Source organism: Burkholderia sp. Bp9099 (assembly GCF_003857805.1).
Taxonomy (GTDB): domain Bacteria; phylum Pseudomonadota; class Gammaproteobacteria; order Burkholderiales; family Burkholderiaceae; genus Burkholderia.
Window position 1 is genome coordinate 40,053 of record NZ_QTPU01000012.1, and the last position, 17,703, is coordinate 57,755.

The 17,703-nt window shown below is 69.2% G+C and carries 16 protein-coding genes; 5 read left to right on the forward strand and 11 right to left on the reverse strand.

The window, feature by feature from the left end:
* Positions 1 to 12: 12 nt before the first annotated feature.
* On the reverse strand, positions 13 to 1,863 hold the full coding sequence (locus DIE17_RS15365; RefSeq protein ID WP_124520535.1) for a M24 family metallopeptidase: 1,851 nt from the start codon (positions 1,861 to 1,863) through the stop codon (positions 13 to 15).
* 432 nt (positions 1,864 to 2,295) lie between these two features.
* Here DIE17_RS15365 and DIE17_RS15375 point away from each other — a divergent pair, with 432 nt between their 5' ends.
* Complete coding sequence (locus DIE17_RS15375; protein ID WP_124520986.1) at positions 2,296 to 3,108, forward strand: helix-turn-helix domain-containing protein; 813 nt, start codon at positions 2,296 to 2,298, stop codon at positions 3,106 to 3,108.
* 90 nt (positions 3,109 to 3,198) lie between these two features.
* On the opposite strand, the gene DIE17_RS15380 is transcribed toward DIE17_RS15375, so the two are convergent.
* From DIE17_RS15380 to DIE17_RS15395, 4 genes are read right to left on the reverse strand one after another with little or no spacing between them, the layout of a single operon-like run.
* Positions 3,199 to 4,440: a multifunctional CCA addition/repair protein gene (locus tag DIE17_RS15380; protein WP_124486654.1), complete on the reverse strand. Its 1,242-nt coding sequence runs from the start codon at positions 4,438 to 4,440 to the stop codon at positions 3,199 to 3,201.
* Entirely contained in the window at positions 4,437 to 5,084 is a 648-nt protein-coding gene (locus DIE17_RS15385) for a glutathione S-transferase family protein (RefSeq protein ID WP_124486655.1), read from the reverse strand. Before DIE17_RS15385 ends, DIE17_RS15380 begins: the two co-directional genes overlap by 4 nt.
* Before the next feature lie 54 nt (positions 5,085 to 5,138).
* Positions 5,139 to 6,101 carry a complex I NDUFA9 subunit family protein gene (locus DIE17_RS15390; RefSeq protein ID WP_124520538.1) on the reverse strand — a complete coding sequence of 321 codons (963 nt, stop codon included), beginning with the start codon at positions 6,099 to 6,101 and terminating at the stop codon, positions 5,139 to 5,141.
* A gap of 57 nt (positions 6,102 to 6,158) precedes the next feature.
* Positions 6,159 to 8,111: a lytic transglycosylase domain-containing protein gene (locus DIE17_RS15395; protein ID WP_124486656.1), complete on the reverse strand. Its 1,953-nt coding sequence runs from the start codon at positions 8,109 to 8,111 to the stop codon at positions 6,159 to 6,161.
* An 8-nt stretch (positions 8,112 to 8,119) separates the two neighbouring features.
* Between DIE17_RS15395 and DIE17_RS15400 the strand changes: the two genes are divergently transcribed.
* The gene (locus tag DIE17_RS15400) at positions 8,120 to 8,725 is read left to right on the forward strand and encodes a 5-formyltetrahydrofolate cyclo-ligase (protein ID WP_124520539.1); all 606 of its coding nucleotides are present in this window, start codon (positions 8,120 to 8,122) and stop codon (positions 8,723 to 8,725) included.
* 71 nt (positions 8,726 to 8,796) lie between these two features.
* Here the strand turns inward: DIE17_RS15400 and DIE17_RS15405 are convergent, their stop codons facing one another.
* Entirely contained in the window at positions 8,797 to 9,309 is a 513-nt protein-coding gene (locus DIE17_RS15405) for a winged helix DNA-binding protein (protein WP_059448486.1), read from the reverse strand.
* A 148-nt stretch (positions 9,310 to 9,457) separates the two neighbouring features.
* Here DIE17_RS15405 and pxpB point away from each other — a divergent pair, with 148 nt between their 5' ends.
* Genes pxpB through pxpA form a run of 3 tightly spaced genes read left to right on the forward strand, consistent with a single transcriptional unit; the run spans position 9,458 to position 11,997 of the window.
* On the forward strand, positions 9,458 to 10,114 hold the full coding sequence (pxpB, locus tag DIE17_RS15410; RefSeq protein WP_044847862.1) for a 5-oxoprolinase subunit PxpB: 657 nt from the start codon (positions 9,458 to 9,460) through the stop codon (positions 10,112 to 10,114).
* The gene (locus tag DIE17_RS15415) at positions 10,111 to 11,178 is read left to right on the forward strand and encodes a biotin-dependent carboxyltransferase family protein (protein ID WP_124520540.1); all 1,068 of its coding nucleotides are present in this window, start codon (positions 10,111 to 10,113) and stop codon (positions 11,176 to 11,178) included. The genes pxpB and DIE17_RS15415 overlap by 4 nt, the downstream gene beginning before the upstream one ends.
* 54 nt (positions 11,179 to 11,232) lie before the next feature.
* On the forward strand, positions 11,233 to 11,997 hold the full coding sequence (gene pxpA / locus DIE17_RS15420) for a 5-oxoprolinase subunit PxpA (RefSeq protein WP_124486658.1): 765 nt from the start codon (positions 11,233 to 11,235) through the stop codon (positions 11,995 to 11,997).
* A 570-nt stretch (positions 11,998 to 12,567) separates the two neighbouring features.
* On the opposite strand, the gene DIE17_RS15425 is transcribed toward pxpA, so the two are convergent.
* The 5 genes from DIE17_RS15425 to DIE17_RS15445 are packed head-to-tail and all read right to left on the reverse strand — an operon-like array spanning position 12,568 to position 17,652.
* Positions 12,568 to 13,713, reverse strand: coding sequence for a TraB/GumN family protein (locus DIE17_RS15425; protein ID WP_124486659.1), 1,146 nt, complete (start codon positions 13,711 to 13,713; stop codon positions 12,568 to 12,570).
* Positions 13,706 to 14,722: a peptide ABC transporter ATP-binding protein gene (locus DIE17_RS15430; protein WP_044848858.1), complete on the reverse strand. Its 1,017-nt coding sequence runs from the start codon at positions 14,720 to 14,722 to the stop codon at positions 13,706 to 13,708. The genes DIE17_RS15425 and DIE17_RS15430 overlap by 8 nt, the downstream gene beginning before the upstream one ends.
* Positions 14,719 to 15,717 carry an ABC transporter ATP-binding protein gene (locus DIE17_RS15435; RefSeq protein WP_044848857.1) on the reverse strand — a complete coding sequence of 333 codons (999 nt, stop codon included), beginning with the start codon at positions 15,715 to 15,717 and terminating at the stop codon, positions 14,719 to 14,721. Before DIE17_RS15435 ends, DIE17_RS15430 begins: the two co-directional genes overlap by 4 nt.
* A 2-nt stretch (positions 15,718 to 15,719) precedes the next feature.
* Positions 15,720 to 16,637 (reverse strand): ABC transporter permease subunit, encoded by a 918-nt coding sequence (locus DIE17_RS15440; RefSeq protein ID WP_044848856.1) that lies wholly within the window; start codon positions 16,635 to 16,637, stop codon positions 15,720 to 15,722.
* A 4-nt stretch (positions 16,638 to 16,641) separates the two neighbouring features.
* Positions 16,642 to 17,652: an ABC transporter permease subunit gene (locus tag DIE17_RS15445; protein ID WP_044848855.1), complete on the reverse strand. Its 1,011-nt coding sequence runs from the start codon at positions 17,650 to 17,652 to the stop codon at positions 16,642 to 16,644.
* Positions 17,653 to 17,703: the final 51 nt, after the last annotated feature.

The window sequence follows — 17,703 nt, forward strand, 5'->3', positions numbered from 1 at the left end:
CCCTTCCCCGCCTTACAGCAGCGGACACGCAGTGACCTGCGTGCCGCGTTCCACGCAAAGCCGTTCGTAGTCGCGCAGGTACGCGCGCTCGTCGTCGTTCAGCAGTTCGACGTCGATCAGGTCCCAGTCGTAGCCGACCGTGACGATGTTCTCGAACGCGACGGTGTCCGATGCGTCGTCGTCCGCGCGCACGATCACGATGTTCTCGATCCGCACGCCGCCCTTGCCCGCCACGTAAATGCCCGGCTCGACCGAAATCACCGCGTTCGGCACCAGCCCGTACCGCGCGCCCGGCGCGAACCGCACGCCGCCCTCGTGCACGTGGATCCCGACGCCGTGCCCGGTGCCGTGACCGAAATCGTAGCCGTGGTCGCGGCACACCTGGCGCACCGCCGCGTCGACGTCGTCGCCCGTCGCCGTCTTCGGGAAACGCGTGACGAGCCCCTTGATGCAGGCCTTCAGCGCGACCGTGTAGATCTCGCGCTGCCACGGCTGCGCGACCGTCTCCGGCCGCGTGCGGCGCAGCACGACGCGCGTGCAGTCCGTCGCGAAACCGGCGTCGTAATACGCGCCGCTGTCGAGCAGCACGAGTTCGCCTTCGGTCAGCTCGACGTCGGCGCTCGCCGCCGTGTAGTGCGCGAACGCGCTGTTCGCGCCGTTCGCCGCGATCGACGGGAAGGTCAGCGCGACCGCCGAGCGGGCGCCGTACGCGTCGTTGATCGTGCGGGCCAGGTCGTACTCGGTATGGCGCTGCCCCGGCTCGCCGGCCTTCGCCCAGCGCATCGTTTCGGCGATCGCCGCCGAACTGCGCGCGAACGCGTCGCGGAACCGGTCGAGCACCGCCGGCGTCTTGCCGGCGCGCAGCGCCTCGACCGGGTTGAAGTCGGCGTGCCGCGCGTGCGGCCACACGCGGCGCACCGACTCGACGAGCGCGCAGTTGACCGACTCGAAGCCGTAACACACGTGCTCGACCGCGAACCGCGCGAGGAAGCGCTCGAGTTCGGCGAAGTCGCGCCGGATCACGTGCAGCGCCGGATACGACGCCAGTTCGACCGGGCAGCGGTCGCAGCCCTCCGGCAGGAACAACGCGACCTGCTCGCCGATAGCGAACAGGAAGCCCAGGTGCGACGACGCATTCGGGATGTGATAGCCGCGGCTGTTCAGCAGGTACGCGAGGTCGTCCGACGCGCACGTGAAGAACGCGGTCGTGCCGGGCGCAGCGCCGGTGTGCGCGGCGAGCCGCCGGTTCAGCGCGTCGAGGTTCTGCGCGACGCTCGCGCCGGTCATCGCGTCCGGCAGCTCGAAGATCGGCCGCTCGACCACCCAGCCCGGCAGCGCGATCGCGCGGTCGATCTCGCGCTCGACGAGGCTCGTCCAGTCGAGCGATGCCGCCTGCGTCTGCTCGACCAGCCGGTCGCGCTGCGCGACGCTGATCCGCAGCGCGTCGTAGCCGACCCGCGCGAGCCGGCTCGCGTGCGCGAGCAGCCAGTCGGCCAGCGCCTGCCAGATCGTCACGTTCATGCCGAGCTTCTCGATGCGCACGCGCGCCGGGTCGCACTGCTGTTCGGCCTGCAGGTGATAGCGGCCGTCGACGAACAGCACGAACGGCGGCACGCCGAGCGCCTCGGCGGTCGCCGCGCTCAGGAAGATGCCGCAGCCGGCCGAGCCGTCGAAACCCGACAGCGCGTAGCGGGGGTTGTTGCGGCGCGGCAGGTATTCGGTGATGTATTCGTCCTGCGACGTGACCACGACCGCGTCGAGCCGGGTGGCGTCGAGCAGGCGCGACAGGCCGGCCTGCGTGTCGGCGACGGACGCGTCGTACGGGGGAAGGCCGGAGAAGCTGTATTTCAGTCGATCGATCATCGGATACCCGTTATGGATTGTTGTCGGCGGCCGGCGGCGTCACGCGGCATGGCGCACGCCTCGCGCGGCACGCTGCCCGCGCGGACGACGCGCGGCCCGGCGGGCAGCCGGGCCGTGGCGCCGTTCCAGCGGCAGGCTTTCGGGGAAATTTTTGTCTCACTTAACTTTGTTTGATGCGTGCGACAGAATCTAGAGCACGGTGAAATTGAGGTCAAGCTAAAATTTTCGTAGGGCTAAAATTGCCGATGCGTGAGGTGCGCGACGGCGGCACCGCCGTGCGCGGCGTGGCGGCGGACCGGCGCGACTGCACGGTACAATGCGCCCGCATCGTCGTCCCGACGGCCGTGCTTCGTGCGATTCGCGGAACGGCAACGTCCGGCGACTGCACCGCCCTCTCGCTCGCCTCCCGACTCGTTGCCACGAAAGAGATCCATGGATTCAGACATCATGCGTATCGGCCAGCGCATTCGCCGCCTGCGCCGGGAAGCGAAGAAAACGCTGCTGGAAGTCGCGACCGAAGCGAACCTGTCGGTCGGGTTCCTGTCGCAGGTCGAGCGCCATCTGACCGGTATCTCGCTGTCATCGCTGGTCAACGTCGCGAAAGCGCTCGACGTACCGCTCAGCACGCTGATCGACCAGCCGCGCCAGGCGCAGCCCGACTCGCACGCGGGCCGCCGCGAACCGTACGCGGTCGACGCCGCGTCGCAGTGGTACGAACGGCTGTCCACCACCTTCGACGGCAGCCAGATCAACGCGCTCAAGGTCCGGATGATGGAGGGCTACCGGTCGGAATGGGTCGCGCACGGCGGCGACGAGTTCGTGTACGTGCTGACCGGCCGGCTCTGCTACACGATCGGCAAGAAGGATTACCCGCTGTCGCCCGGTGATTCGCTGCACTTCGACGCGAGGAAGCGCCATCGCGTCGCGAACGTCGGCGACGGGCCCGCGGAGCTGATCGCGGTCGGCACGCTGCCCCTCTTCGACGACAACTGCGCCGAGTTGGGGTCCGCCGCGATGAAAATCAGGCTGCTCGCGCGCGATGCCGGCGCGACGCCGGGCGAGCCGCGCGTGAGCCGCCGCGAACCGTCACCGAAGCGGGAGCGCGACGCGGACGCCGCGCAGCCCGCCGACAAGCCGGCCGGCGCCGCGGCCAACACGGCTGCCGGGAAGTCCCGCGCGGCCACCGGCAAACGTCCGGCTGCCGCCACGCCGGCGCGCCGCACCGCCAAGCGCATGAAGAAATGACGGCTGGCGGCCGGGCGGCGCACCGCTCGGCACGGTCCGCACGATTTGCGGAATCGATTCACGGCCTGATTCGCAACCCGATTCCCCCGCCTATTCCGCGATCGCCAGCGCCTGCTTGACGGCCTCGACCCGCGCGCGATGCACGGCGTCCTTGATCTGCATCGCATCGTTGCCGACGCCGCGCGCGATCGCGCCCGCGTCGACGCTGCGCGCCGCCACCAGCGCCACGCGCAGCCGCTCGGCCTGCGGATACGGCTGCGTGTCGAGCCCGAGCCGGCCGCGCGCATCCGCTTCGCACGCCTGCAGCATCTCCGCGAAGCGCGCCGGCTTGCGCAGCGCGTCGCTGCGCTCGAAGAAACGCACCAGCGCGGCCGCGCCCATTTCCATCACGCGATGCAGGTTGCCGTGCTCGCGCGCGACCACCAGCGCGAGATCGCGGCAATCGTTCGGCACGCGCAGCCGCTCGCACAGCGGCTTGATGAGGTCGACGCTGCGGCCTTCGTGGCCGACATGGCGCGGCAGCACGTCGGCGGGCGTCGTCGCCTTGCCGAGATCGTGCGTGAGCGCCGCGAAGCGCACCGGCAGCGAATAGCCCTGCTTCGCCGCGTAGTCGACGACCATCATCACGTGCACGCCGGTGTCGACTTCCGGGTGATAGTCGGCGCGCTGCGGCACGCCCCACAGCGCGTCGACCTCGGGCAGGATGCGCGCGAGCGCGCCGCACTCGCGCAGCACCGCGAACATCCGCGACGGTTTCGCCTCCATCAGCCCGCGCGCGATCTCCTGCCACACGCGCTCGGGCACCAGCGCATCCGCTTCGCCCGCGTCGACCATCCGCCGCATCAGCGCGAGCGTGTCGTCCGCGACCGTGAAATCGGCGAAGCGCGCGGCAAAGCGCGCGATCCGCAGGATCCGCACCGGATCCTCGACGAACGCGTCGCCGACATGCCGGAACACGCGTGCGCGCAGGTCGGCCTGCCCGTCGAACGGATCGATCACCGGGCCGACCAGCGCGCCCTCCGGGCTCACTTCGCGCGCCATCGCGTTGATCGTCAGGTCACGCCGCGCGAGGTCCTCTTCGAGCGTCACGTCCGGCGCATAGTAGAACTGGAAGCCGTGATAGCCGGCCGCCGTCTTGCGCTCGGTGCGCGCGAGCGCGTATTCCTCCTGCGTGCCCGGATGCAGGAACACGGGGAAATCCTTGCCGACCGGCCGGAAGCCCTGCGCGGCCATCTGCTCGGGCGTCGCGCCCACCACCACGTAGTCGCGGTCCTGCACCGGCACGCCGAGCAATTCGTCGCGGATCGCTCCGCCTACTGCGTAGATGTTCATGGCGTCGGTTCGTATTCGGCGATCACGTTGGTTTCGCGGCGCGCGCCATCGATCCAGCGCTGCACCGCCGGCAGTGCCGTCACGCGCGCCGCATACCCGGCCGCTTCCGGCGACAGCGCCGGCGCATACGTGTTGAAGCGCATCACGACGGGCGCATACATCGCATCGGCGATGCCGAATTCGCCGAACAGGAACGGGCCGCCCGAGGCCTCGATGCACGCGCTCCACAGCGCGTCGATGCGCGCGACGTCGGCGAGCGCCTCGGGCGTCGCGCCGCGCCCCGGCATCGACGCGCGCACGCTCATTCCCATCTGCGTGCGCAGCGCGGCGAAGCCCGAATGCATCTCGGCCGAGATGCAGCGCGCATGCGCGCGATCGAGCGGATCAGCGGGCCACATCGGGAACTGCGGATAGCGCTCGGCGAGCGTCTCGGCGATCGCGAGCGAATCCCAGATCGCGACGCCGTGGTCGTCGATCAGGCACGGCACCTTGCCGGTCGGCGAATACTCGCGGATGCGCGCGGCCGTGTCGTCGCGGCGCAGCTCGATCACGATCTCGTCGAACGGGATGCCGAAATGCGCGAGCAGCAGCCACGGCCGCATCGACCACGACGAGTAGTTCTTGTCTCCAATGACGAGTTTCATGGCGGTGTTCCGGAAAGCGCGAAAGTGAATGACGGAAGCGACGGTCCGCGGCGCCTAGCGGCGGCGCGAGCGGAACCAGTCGAAGCGGGAGCGCCGCGCGGCATGGCCGAGATACGCGGGCGCGATACTCTCGAGACTCGCGGGCGAGATCCCGAGTTCCGGTGCGAGCGGCCCGGACAGCACGTTCGGCACCGACATCGACGCGAGATTGTCGCGCGTGATCACCGGCTCGCCGGGCAGGCATTCGAACACGCTCGCCTGCAGCCGCGCGAGCGCGTCGGGCAGCCGCACGATGCGTGCCTGCCGGCCGACCAGCGTGCCGCAATAGCGCACCAGCTGCTCGAGCGTATAGACGGTCGGGCCGCCGAGTTCGTAGGTCTTGCCGTGCGCGGCCGCGAGATCGAGCGTGTTGACGAACGCGCGCACGACGTCGCCGACGAACACCGGCTGGAAGCGCGCATCGGGCATCGCGAGCGGCAGCACCGGCAGCGTGCGCTGCAGGTTCGCGAATGTGTTCAGGAATGCGTCGCCGGGGCCGAAGACGACCGACGGGCGGAAGATCGTCAGCGTGAGCGAATCGGTCGCCGCGACCGCATGCAGCGCGGCCTCGCCGTCGCCCTTCGAGCGCTGGTACATGCTCGGGCCGTGCGAATCGGCGCCGAGCGCGCTCATGTGCAGCACGCGCCGCACGCCGACTTCGACGCACGCGGCGGCCAGCGCGGCCGGCAGCGCGACGTGCGCGCGCTCGAACCCGGGCCCGTACGGCGTGCCACGGCCGCCGTGCAGCACGCCGACGAGATTGACGGCCGCATGCGCGCCGGCGACGAACCGGGCGAGCGTGCGCGTATCGAGCGCGTCGAGCTCGACGATCTCGACCGGCAGCATCTGCAGGTGGCGTGCGTGCTCGCGCCGCCGCGTGCCGATCCGCACCTGCTTGCCGGCGTCGATCAGCGCGTTGACGAGCCGGCTGCCGATGAAGCCGGTGCCGCCCAGCAGCGCGACGGTCTGGCGATCCATGTTCGGGTCCTCAAAAGAACACTGCCGCGTCTCGCGCGGCAGTGTGAAGATTGCGGATCAGGGCGAGATCATGCCTAGGCGTTTCTTCAACGACTGCGGTTTGCCCTCGAAGAGCGCCGCGTAGTAGACGGTGTTCGACAGCACGTTCTTCACGTAGTCGCGCGTCTCGTTGAACGGAATCGTCTCCGCGAAGATCGCGCCTTCGACCGGCTGCGTCAACACCTGGCGCCACTGGCGCGGCCGGCCCGGGCCCGCGTTGTAGCCGGCGGTTGCCAGCACCGGCGAGCTGTCGAAGTTGTTGTAGATGTCCGCCAGATACCAGGTGCCGAGCTGGATGTTGGTATTGATGTCGTGCATCTGCGCACGCGTGATCGTGCCCATCCCGAGCTTCTTCGCGACGAGCTGCGCGGTGGCCGGCATCAGCTGCATCAGGCCGCCCGCGCCGACCGACGAACGCGCGTTCGTGATGAAGCGCGACTCCTGGCGGATCAGCCCGTATGCCCATTCGATGTCGAGGCCCGACGACTGCGCGTAGCGCTCGACGATGTCACGGTACGGCGACGGGTAGCGCAGCGTGAAGTCGTGCTCGGCCTTCGTGCGGTCGGCCGTGTTGACGGTGCGGTCGAGCAGGTCGATGCGCTTGCCGTATTCGGCGGCCGCGAGCAGCTGGCGATCGGTCATCCCGCGCAGCGGCCAGTTCCATTCGCGGTTGCCTTCGAGACGCAGGTTCAGCCCGTAGAAGCGTTGCGCGAGCGCGAAGCCCGGGATCTTGCTCATCGCGTCGATGTCGCCATCGCTCACCTTCGTGCGCGGCGGGATCGACGTGCGCTGGCCGAGCTCTTCGCCGGCGAGCTGCCCGTAGAAGTTGTACTGGCCCGCGACCTGCTCGAATTCCTGGTTCGCCTGCAGCGTGTCGCCGCTCTGCTTGAGCGCGCGCGCATGCCAGTAGATCCATGCCGGATCGTCGCGCAGCGACGGCGGCATCTGTTCGATCGACCAGCGCACCATCGGCCAGTTGCCGGCGAGCAGCGCGGCGCGCGTGCGCCATTCGTAGCCCGGGTTCGACAGCGGCGCGTTCGCGGATTTCGCATACCAGACCGACGCGAGCGCCGAGCGCTTGATCGCGCCCTGGTAGCCGATCGCGCCCCACGCGATCGCCTGCTCCTGCTTCGTCAGCGAGCCGGCGATCGACGTCAGCATCCCGGCCGCCGCGTCCGGATCGTTGCGCGCCATGCGGCCGAGCGCGATCAGCGCGAGCTGGTGCGATGCCGCGTCGGGGCCGACGCCGCGCGCGAGGTACAGCGGCGGCGCGCTGGTCGCCTGGTCGAAACCGACCGGGCGCGCGCCGAGCGCGTCGACGATCTTGCCGCCGAGCGTCGTGTAGTTCTGCTCGTACGCGAGGCGCGCCTGCTGCCACACGTCGTCGCTGGTGAACTGCTGGTTGACGGTGAGCGCCGTAATCAGGTCGACACAGGCGTCGCCGTAGTATTTCGGCTCGACGAGCAACGCACGCGCCGCCTCGGCGACGTTCTCGCCGCGCGCCGCGCGCGATTCGAGCGCGTAGCACTTGACCTGCGTGTCGTCGTCGAGCACGAAGCGCTTGTACTGGTCGTCGAAGTTGCGCCAGTCGTGACGCGCGCCGAGCACGAGCAGGTAGTCGTTGCGCAGGCGGTCGGCGATCGCCTGGCCGTCGTAGCGCTGCAGGAACGACTGCACCGGCGCGTCCGGTGCGTCGACGCGTGCGCGGCCGGTCGAATCGAACAGCTGCGGCTTGATCTGGAAATACTCGACGTAGGACGGGACCGGATAGTTCGGGATCATCGACGCGAGCTGCGCGGCCTTCGCGGCGTCGTTGCGGCGCGCGGCTTCGCGCAGCTGCACGAAGATCTGGTCGTCCCCGGCGAGCGTGTCGTCGCCCGGTGCGGCGCACGCGGCCGTGCCCGCGACGAGCGCGGCGGCCGAAAGCGTGAGCGCGACCGCGCGATATACTCGGAAAAGGCTGTTCGACATCGTTATGAATGGAGCACGAAGTGAGCGAAAGCATAGCATGCAACCCTGTGCCGAACCCGAAGGTTGCACTGCGCAAAACGCTGTCCGGCGCGCGTCGCGACGCCGCGTCGCAGCCCGCCGCGAACGCCGCGCTCGACACGCGGCTGCGGCGGTTGCTCGAGCGCCTCGCGCCCGCGACGGTCGGCTTCTACTGGCCGCTGCCGGGCGAATTCGACGCGCGCGACGCGGTGCTCGCGTGGGCCGCGGCCGGCACGGGCCGCCGCGCCGCGCTGCCGGTGATCGGCGAGCGTCACACGCCGCTCGCGTTCCATGCGTGGGATGCGGATACGCCGATGCGCGAAGGCCATCACCGGATTCCGGAACCGGCGTCGGGCGTCGTCGTCGTGCCCGACCTGCTGCTGATTCCGTGCGTGGGATTCGATCTGCAGCGCTACCGGCTCGGCTACGGCGGCGGCTACTACGACCGCACGCTCGCGGTGTGGCCCGGCGACACGCTGCCGGTGACGGTCGGCATCGCGTATGAAGCGTGCCGCGTCGATGCGTTGCCGGCCGAGGCGCACGATCTCGCGATGCGCTGGATCGTGACCGACGGCGCGCTGTACCCGGCCGCCTGATGACGCGGCGCGCGCTGCTGCGTGAGCGGCATGCCGCGCGTCACCGCGCTCACCCTCCCGTCCGCAATCGTTTACAGCGACGCCGCCGCGCGCGCGGCCGTGTCGTAGAGGCCCGATGCGTGGCGCAGCAACTGCGCCGCGTCGCCGATCTGCTCGTTGGTGAGGCCGCTGTCCTTGAGCGTCTCGATCAGGCAGTGCTCGCGCACCTCCCGATACTTCAGGCACAGCTCGCGGCCCGCCTCGGTCGCGAAGAAGAACACCTCCTTGCCGCTCTTCTCGCTCTTCACATAGCCGCGCGCGATCAGTTTTTTCAGCGCATAGGTCGCGACGTGCGTATCCTCGATATTGAGCACGAAGCAGATGTCGGCGAGCTTCTTCTTGCGTTCGCGGTGGCTCACGTGATGCAGCAGCGACACCTCGACCGCCGTCATGTCCTTCGCGCCCGCGGCCGACATGCAGCGCACCATCCAGCGGTTGAATGCGTTGCCGGCCATGATGAGCCCGTATTCGAGTTCCGACAGCTCCGCGCTCGAATCGGAAACGAGGTGTTCGGATGACACGATCTTGGTCGCAGGACGCTTCATGGAAAGGCGGAGCAAGCCGGATGACAGGGTGTGCCGAGTGTACGCCAGAAGCCCGGACATACGGGCTAGGCGAAAACGCTTATTGGGAAGTTGTCGATATTTTATTGACAATGTGCGCTAACATTGCCGTCCGAACCGTGCCAGTCCGATGACGCAACCCCGCATTTATCCGCTCGGCGATGCCGCCCTCGTCTGCGAGGTGCCGCCGCCCGCCACGCTCGATTGCCAGCGCCGCGTCTGGGCCGTCGCCGAGGTCGCGCGCGCGTGGCCCGACGTGATCGACGTCGTGCCGGGCATGAACAACCTGACGATCGTGTTCGACGCGCTCGCCACGACGGCCGACTCGCTCACGCCGGCGCTGCGCGACGCGTGGGAAACCGCCGACGTCGAGCACGCGGACGGCCGGGAAATCGACATCCCGGTCGAATACGGCGGTGCCGCCGGTCCCGACCTCGCGGCCGTCGCCGCGCACACCGGGCTGTCGGCCGACGAAGTCGTCGCGCGCCACGCGGCCGGCGCCTACGTCGTGTTCTTCGTCGGCTTCCAGCCGGGCTTCGCGTATCTCGGCGGCCTCGATGCGTCGCTGCACACGCCGCGCCGCGCGGCCCCGCGCCTCGAGGTGCCGGCCGGCTCGGTCGGCATCGGCGGCGCGCAGACGGGCATCTATCCGGCCACGTCGCCCGGCGGCTGGCAACTGATCGGCCGCACGTCGCACGTGCTGTTCGACCCGGCGCGGCCGCAGCCGACGCTGCTGCTGCCCGGCGACCGCGTGCGCTTCACCATTGCCGGAGTCGACGCGACATGAGCCAGAACACCGCACCGGGCACGATCGAGGTCGTCCGCGCCGGCCCGCTGTCGACCGTGCAGGATCTCGGCCGCCGCGGCACACGCCATCTCGGCGTCGCGCAGGGCGGCGCGCTCGACGGCCTCGCGCTCGAGGTCGGCAACCGGCTGGTCGGCAACCGCCCCGACGCGGCGGCCGTCGAAATCACGATCGGGCCGGCCGCGTTCCGCTTCACGCGCGCGACGCGCATCGCGATCACCGGCACCGAATTCGGCGCAACGCTCGACGGCCGGCCCGTGTATTCCTGGTGGAGCCTGCCGGTCGACGCCGGGCAGACGCTCGTGCTGCCGGCCGCGAAACGCGGCATGCGCGGCTACCTGTGCATCGCGGGCGGCATCGACGTGCTGCCGATGCTCGGCTCGCGCAGCACCGATCTCGCGTCGCGCTTCGGCGGCCTCGGCGGCCGCGCGCTGCGCGACGGCGACCGGCTGCCGGTCGGCGTGCCGCCGGCCGGCGCCGGCTGCCTCGCGGCCGACGCGCCCGAATTCGGCGTGAAGGCGCCCGCGTGGTGCGCGTTCGTGCGCGTCGACGAACCGCCGCGCCGCCACCGGCCCGCGCATGCGCCGTGGGCGATGCCCGTGCGCGTGCTGCCGGGCCCCGACTACGCGTCGTTCGCGGCCGATTCTCAGCAGGCGTTCTGGGACGAGGAATGGCTCGTCACCGCGAACAGCAACCGGATGGGCTATCGTCTCGCCGGCGCCGAACTGGTGCGCGAGCGGCCGGTCGAGCTGCTGTCGCACGCGGTGCTGCCCGGCACGATCCAGGTGCCGCCGAACGGCCAGCCGATCGTGCTGATGCACGATGCGCAGACCACCGGCGGCTATCCGAAGATCGGCACGGTGATCCGCGCGGATCTCTGGAAACTCGCACAGGCTCGGCTCAACCTGCCGATCCGCTTCGTGCGCACGACACCCGACGCCGCGCGCGCCGCCCTGGTCGCAGAACGTGCCTATCTGCGCCAGATCGACGTCGCGATCGAGATGCGCGAGGAAACGCGCCGCCGCGCGCAATCGCGCGCAGCGTGACAATGACGGAAGCAGGACGAAGGACGCGCCACGCACCCGTGGACGAGGAACATCATGGAAATCGATCTGAATGCCGATCTCGGTGAAGGATGCGGATCGGACGAGGCGCTGCTCGACCTCGTCACGTCGGCGAACATCGCGTGCGGCTGGCATGCAGGCGGCGCCAATGCGATGCGCGACTGCGTGCGCTGGGCCGTGCAGAAAGGCGTGTCGATCGGCGCGCACCCGAGCTTTCACGACCCGGAGAATTTCGGCCGCAAGGAAATGCAGCTGCCGGCCGGCGACATCTACGCGGGCGTGCTGTACCAGCTCGGCGCGCTGTCGGCGATCGCGCAGGCCGAGGGCGGCCGCATCGCGCACGTTAAGCCGCACGGCGCGCTGTACAACCAGGCCGCGCGCGACCCGCTGATCGCCGACGCGGTGGTGTCCGCGATCCACGACTTCGATCCGTCGCTGGCCGTGTTCGGGCTCGCGAACAGCGTGTTCGTCGCGGCCGCGCGCCACGCGGGGCTCGCCGCGGTGGAGGAAGTATTCGCCGACCGCGGCTACCGCGCGGACGGCTCGCTCGTGCCGCGCAACCAGCCCGGCGCGCTGATCGACGATGAAGAAGCGGTGCTCGCGCGCACGCTCGACATGGTGCGCGAGCGGCAGGTGCGGGCAGTGAGCGGCGAGTGGGTGCCGCTCAACGCGCAAACGGTCTGCCTGCACGGCGACGGCCCGCATGCGCTCGCGTTCGCGAAGCGGATCCGCGCGGCGCTCGAAGCGGCGGGTGTCGATGTCGTCGCGCCCGGCGCGCTGCAGGCCGGCGAAGACGCATGATGACGTGACGCGTCGTCGAAGCGCTCAGCCGTCGCAGGTCGAAAACCGCCGCCACAAAAGAAAAAAGCGCCCTCGTGGCGCTTTTCTGTTGGCGCAATCGCCGCGGACTTCGCCGTCTGTCGATTCGCCCCCCGAAACCGTCTGTCGACGGTGACCGGAAACATGCTCCGGATCAAAAAACGTCCGCCGCCGCCCGCTTGCTGCTTCCCCCGGTCGGACGACGGAACGTTGCTTATGCCGCAAGTCTGTCGCATGCATTTGTTGTGCCGACGATGTTTGGCCCCGCCGTGCATGCAGACACTCCGCGGCCGGCACGTTACATACGTGCCGGCTACGCTAACCCCGCGCTTTGTTTTCTGCTACCCCGTAGAACTTATCTATTCTTTTCATTTTTTCAACTTGTGGGATGAAGAATAGAGATTGGCAGAACCGGATGTCAATCGTTTTAAACGCTATTTCCTGAAGATTCGAGGGTTTTCCTTATCGAGCCGCGTGGCCGCGCGGGCGCCTCGCAGCGCGTGCATCTCGTCGATCAAACAGGGGAGGATCGGCGCGCGGTGCGCGGCGCGATCAGTTCGCGTCGACCTGATACCCTTGCTGGCGCAACAATTCGAGCACGCCGCGCGGGCCGCCCAGATGCAGCGCGCCGATGGCCACGAATACCGGCCGGTTCGGCGCGGCGATTGCCGTCATCCGTGCAACGAAGCGCCGGTTGCGCTCGTACAGGATCTTGTTGTCGATCGACGCCGACAGCGCCTTCGAACGGGCCAGCCGCTCGCTCTTCGCGACCGCCCACGCCGAGATCGCGTCGGCGTCGCCAATTCGCCACAGCCGGTGCAGCGCCTTGATGTCGTCGGCGTTCTGCGCCGGGGTCTGCACCATGTCCTGCGCGAGCATCTCGCGCTGCTCGGCGAGCGTCAGTCCGGTGAACGCGCGCATCTGCTCGGCGAGCGTCTCGAGCCCGATCACGCGGCCGCCCTTCTTCTTCAGGAACACGTTCTGCAGCTGCGCCTCGGTGCCGTACTCGGTCTGCAGGCCGGCCGCCAGCGAGTCGTAGGTTTCGACGACCAGCGCCGCGAGCCACGGCCGCATCCGGCGGATCTCCGCGAGCGCGGCCGGGTTGCCGCGCAGGCGCGCCGCGAGGCGCTGCCACTGCGGCTCGGGCAGCAGGCGCTGCAGGCACGGGTAGCGGCACACGCCGTACTTCGACACGTCGTCCTGCGATTCGAGGAGATCGTCCGGCGACAGCTCGAGCGCGAGCGTCGGCGACGCGGCGAGCGCCGCGAGGATGCGCGGCCGGAACGGCTGCGCGGGCGGATAGTCGGACGGGTCGCCCGTGTGCAGCGTGCCGAGCACGTACAGCGTGACCCTGCCCCGGGTCGCGACATAGAACGGCATGCGCGCGGGCTGCACGCGCACCGTGCCGCGCGCGACCGTGCCGTTCGACACGGACGGCACGTGGAAGCCCGGCAGGTTCATGCCGGGCGGCGGAACCTGCGACGGATGGATCGGCGAACTCGCCGGCGCGCGCCTTTCGGCACGCGCGGCGTCGACCGGGACCAGCACGCTGGCCGCCACGCACGCGCCGGCCAGCGCCGCGCCCGTGACCGTGCGCACGCTCCAGCGCCGTGCGTTGCGGCACGCGCGCATCACGCGCGCGCGGCCGCCCCCCGAACGGCGCACGCCAGGCGCGCGCGCCGCCAAACCATCAGGCATTCACCTCCCCTACCTCCTCGGCGCGATGGCAGGCCACGCGGCGTCCGTCGACGTCGCGCAGCTGCGGTTCCTCGACGCGGCAGCGCTCGACCGCGTACGGGCAGCGCTGGTGAAACGCGCAGCCCGACGGCGGATTGAGCGGCGACGGCAGCTCGCCCTGCAGCTTGATCTGCACGCGGCGGTCTTCCTCGAAGATCGCCGGCGTCGCCGACATCAGCGCGCGCGTGTACGGATGGCGCGGATGCGCGTAGATCGTCGCCTTGTCGCCGAGCTCGGCGACGCTGCCGAAGTACATCACCATCACGTCGTCGGCGACGTGCTCGACCACCGACAGGTTGTGCGAGATGAACACGTAGCTCGTCTTGAACTGCTCCTGCAGGTCCATGAACAGGTTCAGGATCTGCGCCTGGATCGACACGTCGAGCGCGGACACCGGTTCGTCGGCGACCACGATCCGCGGATCGAGGATCATCGCGCGCGCGATCGCGACCCGCTGGCGCTGGCCGCCCGAGAACATGTGCGGATAACGCTTCGCGTGCTCGGGCCGCAGGCCGACCGTGCGCATGATCTGCGCGACGCGCTGCGCGCGTTCGGCGGCCGTCAGGTTCGCGTTGATCTCGAGCGGCTCGGAGAGCGTCTGCTCGACGGTCTTGCGCGGGTTCAGCGACGCGAACGGGTTCTGGAACACCATCTGTACGCGGCGGCGCAGGTCGGCGACCGTCTCGCGGCTCGCGCCGGCCACGTCCTTGCCGTCGATCGTCAGGTGGCCCGAGGTGGGCGTCTCGATCATCGTGAGCTGGCGCGCGAGCGTCGATTTCCCGCAGCCCGACTCGCCGACGACGGCGAGCGTCTTGCCGCGCTTGAGCGTGAACGACACGCCGTTCAGCGCCTTCACGGTGCCCTGCCCGAACATCCCGCGCTTGACCGTGTAGTGCTTCGCGAGCCGGTCGGCGACCAGCACCGCTTCCTCGTCGTGCGGCGTGGCACGCGTTTCGTGGACTGCATTCATCGTGCGCCTCCCGTCAGGTCGAGGTTGGAAACATTGAGCGGCTTGATGCAGCGCGCGCGCATCGCATCGTTGGCCGGCACCAGCGTATCGAGCGCCGGACGCGCCTTGCGGCAATCGTCGACGACGTACTTGCAGCGCGGCGCGAACAGGCACCCGGACGGGCGATCATCGCGGCCCGGCACCATGCCCGGCAATGCGGCAAGGCGACGCGCCCCCTGATTGTGCTCGGGAATCGCCGCGAGCAGCGCTTCGGTATACGGATGATGCGGCGCACGGAAGATGTCCGGCACGCGATTGGTCTCGATGACCTCGCCCGCATACATCACGGCGACGCGCTGCGCGACCTCCGACACGACGGCCAGGTCGTGCGAGATCAGCACGAGCGCCATCCCGCGCTCCTTCTGCAGCTTCACGAGCAGGTCCATGATCTGCGCCTGGATCGTCACGTCGAGCGCGGTGGTCGGCTCGTCGGCGATCAGCAGCTTCGGGTTGCACGCGACCGCCATCGCGATCATCACGCGCTGGTTCATGCCGCCCGACATCTGGTGCGGGAACGCCGTGATGCGGTTCTTCGCATCCGGAATGCCGACCTGGTCGAGCAGCTCGAGCGCGCGCCGGTGCAGCGCGTCGCCGCGCAGGCCTTCGTGCAGCTTCAGCACCTCCTTGATCTGGTAGCCGACCGTGTAGCTCGGGTTCAGGCTCGTCAGCGCATCCTGGAACACCATCGCGATGTCCTTGCCGACGATCTTGCGGCGCGCCTTCGGCGACGCCTTCAGCAGGTCCACACCGTTGAACGTGACCTCGTCGGCCGTCACCTTGCCCGGCGCATCGATCAGGCCCATCAGCGCCATCATCGTCACGCTCTTGCCAGAGCCCGATTCGCCGACGACGCCCACCACCTCGCCCGGCGCGATCGACAGGTTGATCCGGTCGACCGCGGGCAGGCCGTTGAAGTTCACCGCGAGATTGCGGATAGTCAGTAGATCTTGGCTCATGGTCACGCCATCCGCTTCAGTTTGGGATCGAGCGCGTCGCGCAGCCCGTCGCCGAGCAGGTTGATCGCGAGCACCGAAATCAGGATCGACAGGCCGGGCATCGTCACGATCCACCACGCGTTGTCGATGTAGTCGCGCGCGGACGCGAGCATCGCGCCCCACTCGGCGGTCGGCGGCTGCACGCCGAGGCCGAGGAAGCCGAGCGCGGCCGCGTCGAGGATGGCCGACGAGAAGCCGAGCGTCGCCTGCACGATCAGCGGCGCCGTGCAGTTCGGCAGCACCTGCGAGAACATCAGGCGCAGCGTGCCGGCACCGGCCACGCGCGATGCCGTCACGTACTCCTTCTGCAGTTCGCCGAGCGCGGATGCGCGCGTGAGGCGCACGTAGGCCGGCAGCGCGACGATCGCGATCGCGAACATCGTGTTGGTGAGGCCCGGGCCGATGATCGCGACGACCGCGACCGCGAGCAGCAGCGACGGCAGCGCGAGCAGCACGTCCATGATGCGCATCACGGGCGTGTCGGCCCACTTCTGGAAGAACGCGGCGATCAGCCCGAGCACGATGCCGGGGATCAGCGCGAGCACGACCGACACGAAGCCGATCCAGAACGACATGCGCGCGCCGAACATCAGGCGCGAAAGGATGTCGCGGCCCGCTTCGTCGGTGCCGAGGATGAACTGCCAGTTGCCGCCCGCGAGCCATGCGGGCGGGATCTTCACGTAGTCGCGGTATTGCTCGACCGGGCTGTGCGGCGCGATCAGCGGCGCGAACAGCGCGACCAGGATCAGCACCAGCACGACGATGCCGGCGCCGACGGCGCCGCGGTTGCGCGAGAAGTTGGCCCAGAACTCGCGCAGCGCGAGCGCACGGCCGCCGGCCGGCGCGGATTCGCTCGGCAGGGTGTTTTGCAGATTGCTCATGGAATTACCTCGTGTGGCGGATGCGCGGATTCAGCACGCCGTACAGCAGGTCGACGACCAGGTTCACGACGATCACGAGCGTCGCGATCAGCAGGATGCCGCCCTGGACGACCGGATAGTCGCGGCGGCCGATCGCATCGATCAGCCACTTGCCGACACCGGGCCACGAAAAGAGCGTCTCGGTCAGCACGGCGCCGGCCAGCAGCGTGCCGATCTGCAGGCCGATCACGGTGACGACCGGGATCAGCGCATTGCGCAGCGCATGCACGACGACCACGCGCACGGGCGACAGCCCCTTCGCGCGCGCCGTGCGGATGTAGTCCTCGCGCAGCACTTCGAGCATCGACGAGCGCGTCATCCGCGCGATCACCGCGAGCGGGATCGTGCCGAGCACGATCGCCGGCAGGATCAGGTGGCTGACCGCCGATTTGAACGCGCCTTCGTCGGGTGCGAGCAGCGCGTCGATCAGCATGAAACCGGTCGGATGCGGGAAATCGTATTCGACCGCGATGCGGCCCGACACGGGCGTCCAGCCGAGGTACGACGAAAACACCATGATGAGGATCAGCCCCCACCAGAAGATCGGCATCGAGTAGCCGGTGAGCGCGGTGCCCATCACGCCGTGATCGACGACCGAGCCGCGCCGCAGCGCGGCGATCACGCCGGCCGGCAGCCCGACCGCGAGCGCGAACACGAGCGCGCACAGTGACAGTTCGACGGTCGCCGGGAAGCGCGCGAAGAATTCGCCCGCGACGCTGGTGTTGGTGATGATCGACGTGCCGAGGTCGCCATGCAGCGCCCGGCCGATGTAGTGGATGTACTGCAGGGGCAGCGGCTGGTCGAGCCCGAGGCGTTTCATGGCCTCCGCATGCATCGCGGGATCGACGCCGCGCTCGCCCATCATCACTTCGATGGGGTCGCCCGGTATCAGGTGAATCAGCGCAAACGCCAGGATGGTGATGCCGATGAAGGTCGGGATCACCATGCCCACGCGGCGCAACACGAATGTGAACATGATGCGTCTCGTATTTTCTTGTGGGAAATGTACGACCGGCGACGAGGGGCT

What these genes read in the sequence shown, in the direction of transcription:
- DIE17_RS15380 (WP_124486654.1), bottom strand. Translation starts at nt 4,440, where the DNA reads ATGAACATCTACGCAGTAGGCGGAGCGATCCGCGACGAATTGCTCGGC.
- DIE17_RS15445 (WP_044848855.1), bottom strand. Translation starts at nt 17,652, where the DNA reads ATGTTCACATTCGTGTTGCGCCGCGTGGGCATGGTGATCCCGACCTTC.
- DIE17_RS15395 (WP_124486656.1), bottom strand. Translation starts at nt 8,111, where the DNA reads ATGTCGAACAGCCTTTTCCGAGTATATCGCGCGGTCGCGCTCACGCTT.
- DIE17_RS15390 (WP_124520538.1), bottom strand. Translation starts at nt 6,101, where the DNA reads ATGGATCGCCAGACCGTCGCGCTGCTGGGCGGCACCGGCTTCATCGGC.
- DIE17_RS15365 (WP_124520535.1), bottom strand. Translation starts at nt 1,863, where the DNA reads ATGATCGATCGACTGAAATACAGCTTCTCCGGCCTTCCCCCGTACGAC.
- pxpA (WP_124486658.1), top strand. Translation starts at nt 11,233, where the DNA reads ATGGAAATCGATCTGAATGCCGATCTCGGTGAAGGATGCGGATCGGAC.
- DIE17_RS15400 (WP_124520539.1), top strand. Translation starts at nt 8,120, where the DNA reads ATGGAGCACGAAGTGAGCGAAAGCATAGCATGCAACCCTGTGCCGAAC.
- DIE17_RS15440 (WP_044848856.1), bottom strand. Translation starts at nt 16,637, where the DNA reads ATGAGCAATCTGCAAAACACCCTGCCGAGCGAATCCGCGCCGGCCGGC.
- DIE17_RS15425 (WP_124486659.1), bottom strand. Translation starts at nt 13,713, where the DNA reads ATGCCTGATGGTTTGGCGGCGCGCGCGCCTGGCGTGCGCCGTTCGGGG.
- DIE17_RS15375 (WP_124520986.1), top strand. Translation starts at nt 2,296, where the DNA reads ATGGATTCAGACATCATGCGTATCGGCCAGCGCATTCGCCGCCTGCGC.
- DIE17_RS15415 (WP_124520540.1), top strand. Translation starts at nt 10,111, where the DNA reads ATGAGCCAGAACACCGCACCGGGCACGATCGAGGTCGTCCGCGCCGGC.
- DIE17_RS15405 (WP_059448486.1), bottom strand. Translation starts at nt 9,309, where the DNA reads ATGAAGCGTCCTGCGACCAAGATCGTGTCATCCGAACACCTCGTTTCC.
- DIE17_RS15435 (WP_044848857.1), bottom strand. Translation starts at nt 15,717, where the DNA reads ATGAGCCAAGATCTACTGACTATCCGCAATCTCGCGGTGAACTTCAAC.
- DIE17_RS15430 (WP_044848858.1), bottom strand. Translation starts at nt 14,722, where the DNA reads ATGAATGCAGTCCACGAAACGCGTGCCACGCCGCACGACGAGGAAGCG.
- DIE17_RS15385 (WP_124486655.1), bottom strand. Translation starts at nt 5,084, where the DNA reads ATGAAACTCGTCATTGGAGACAAGAACTACTCGTCGTGGTCGATGCGG.
- pxpB (WP_044847862.1), top strand. Translation starts at nt 9,458, where the DNA reads ATGACGCAACCCCGCATTTATCCGCTCGGCGATGCCGCCCTCGTCTGC.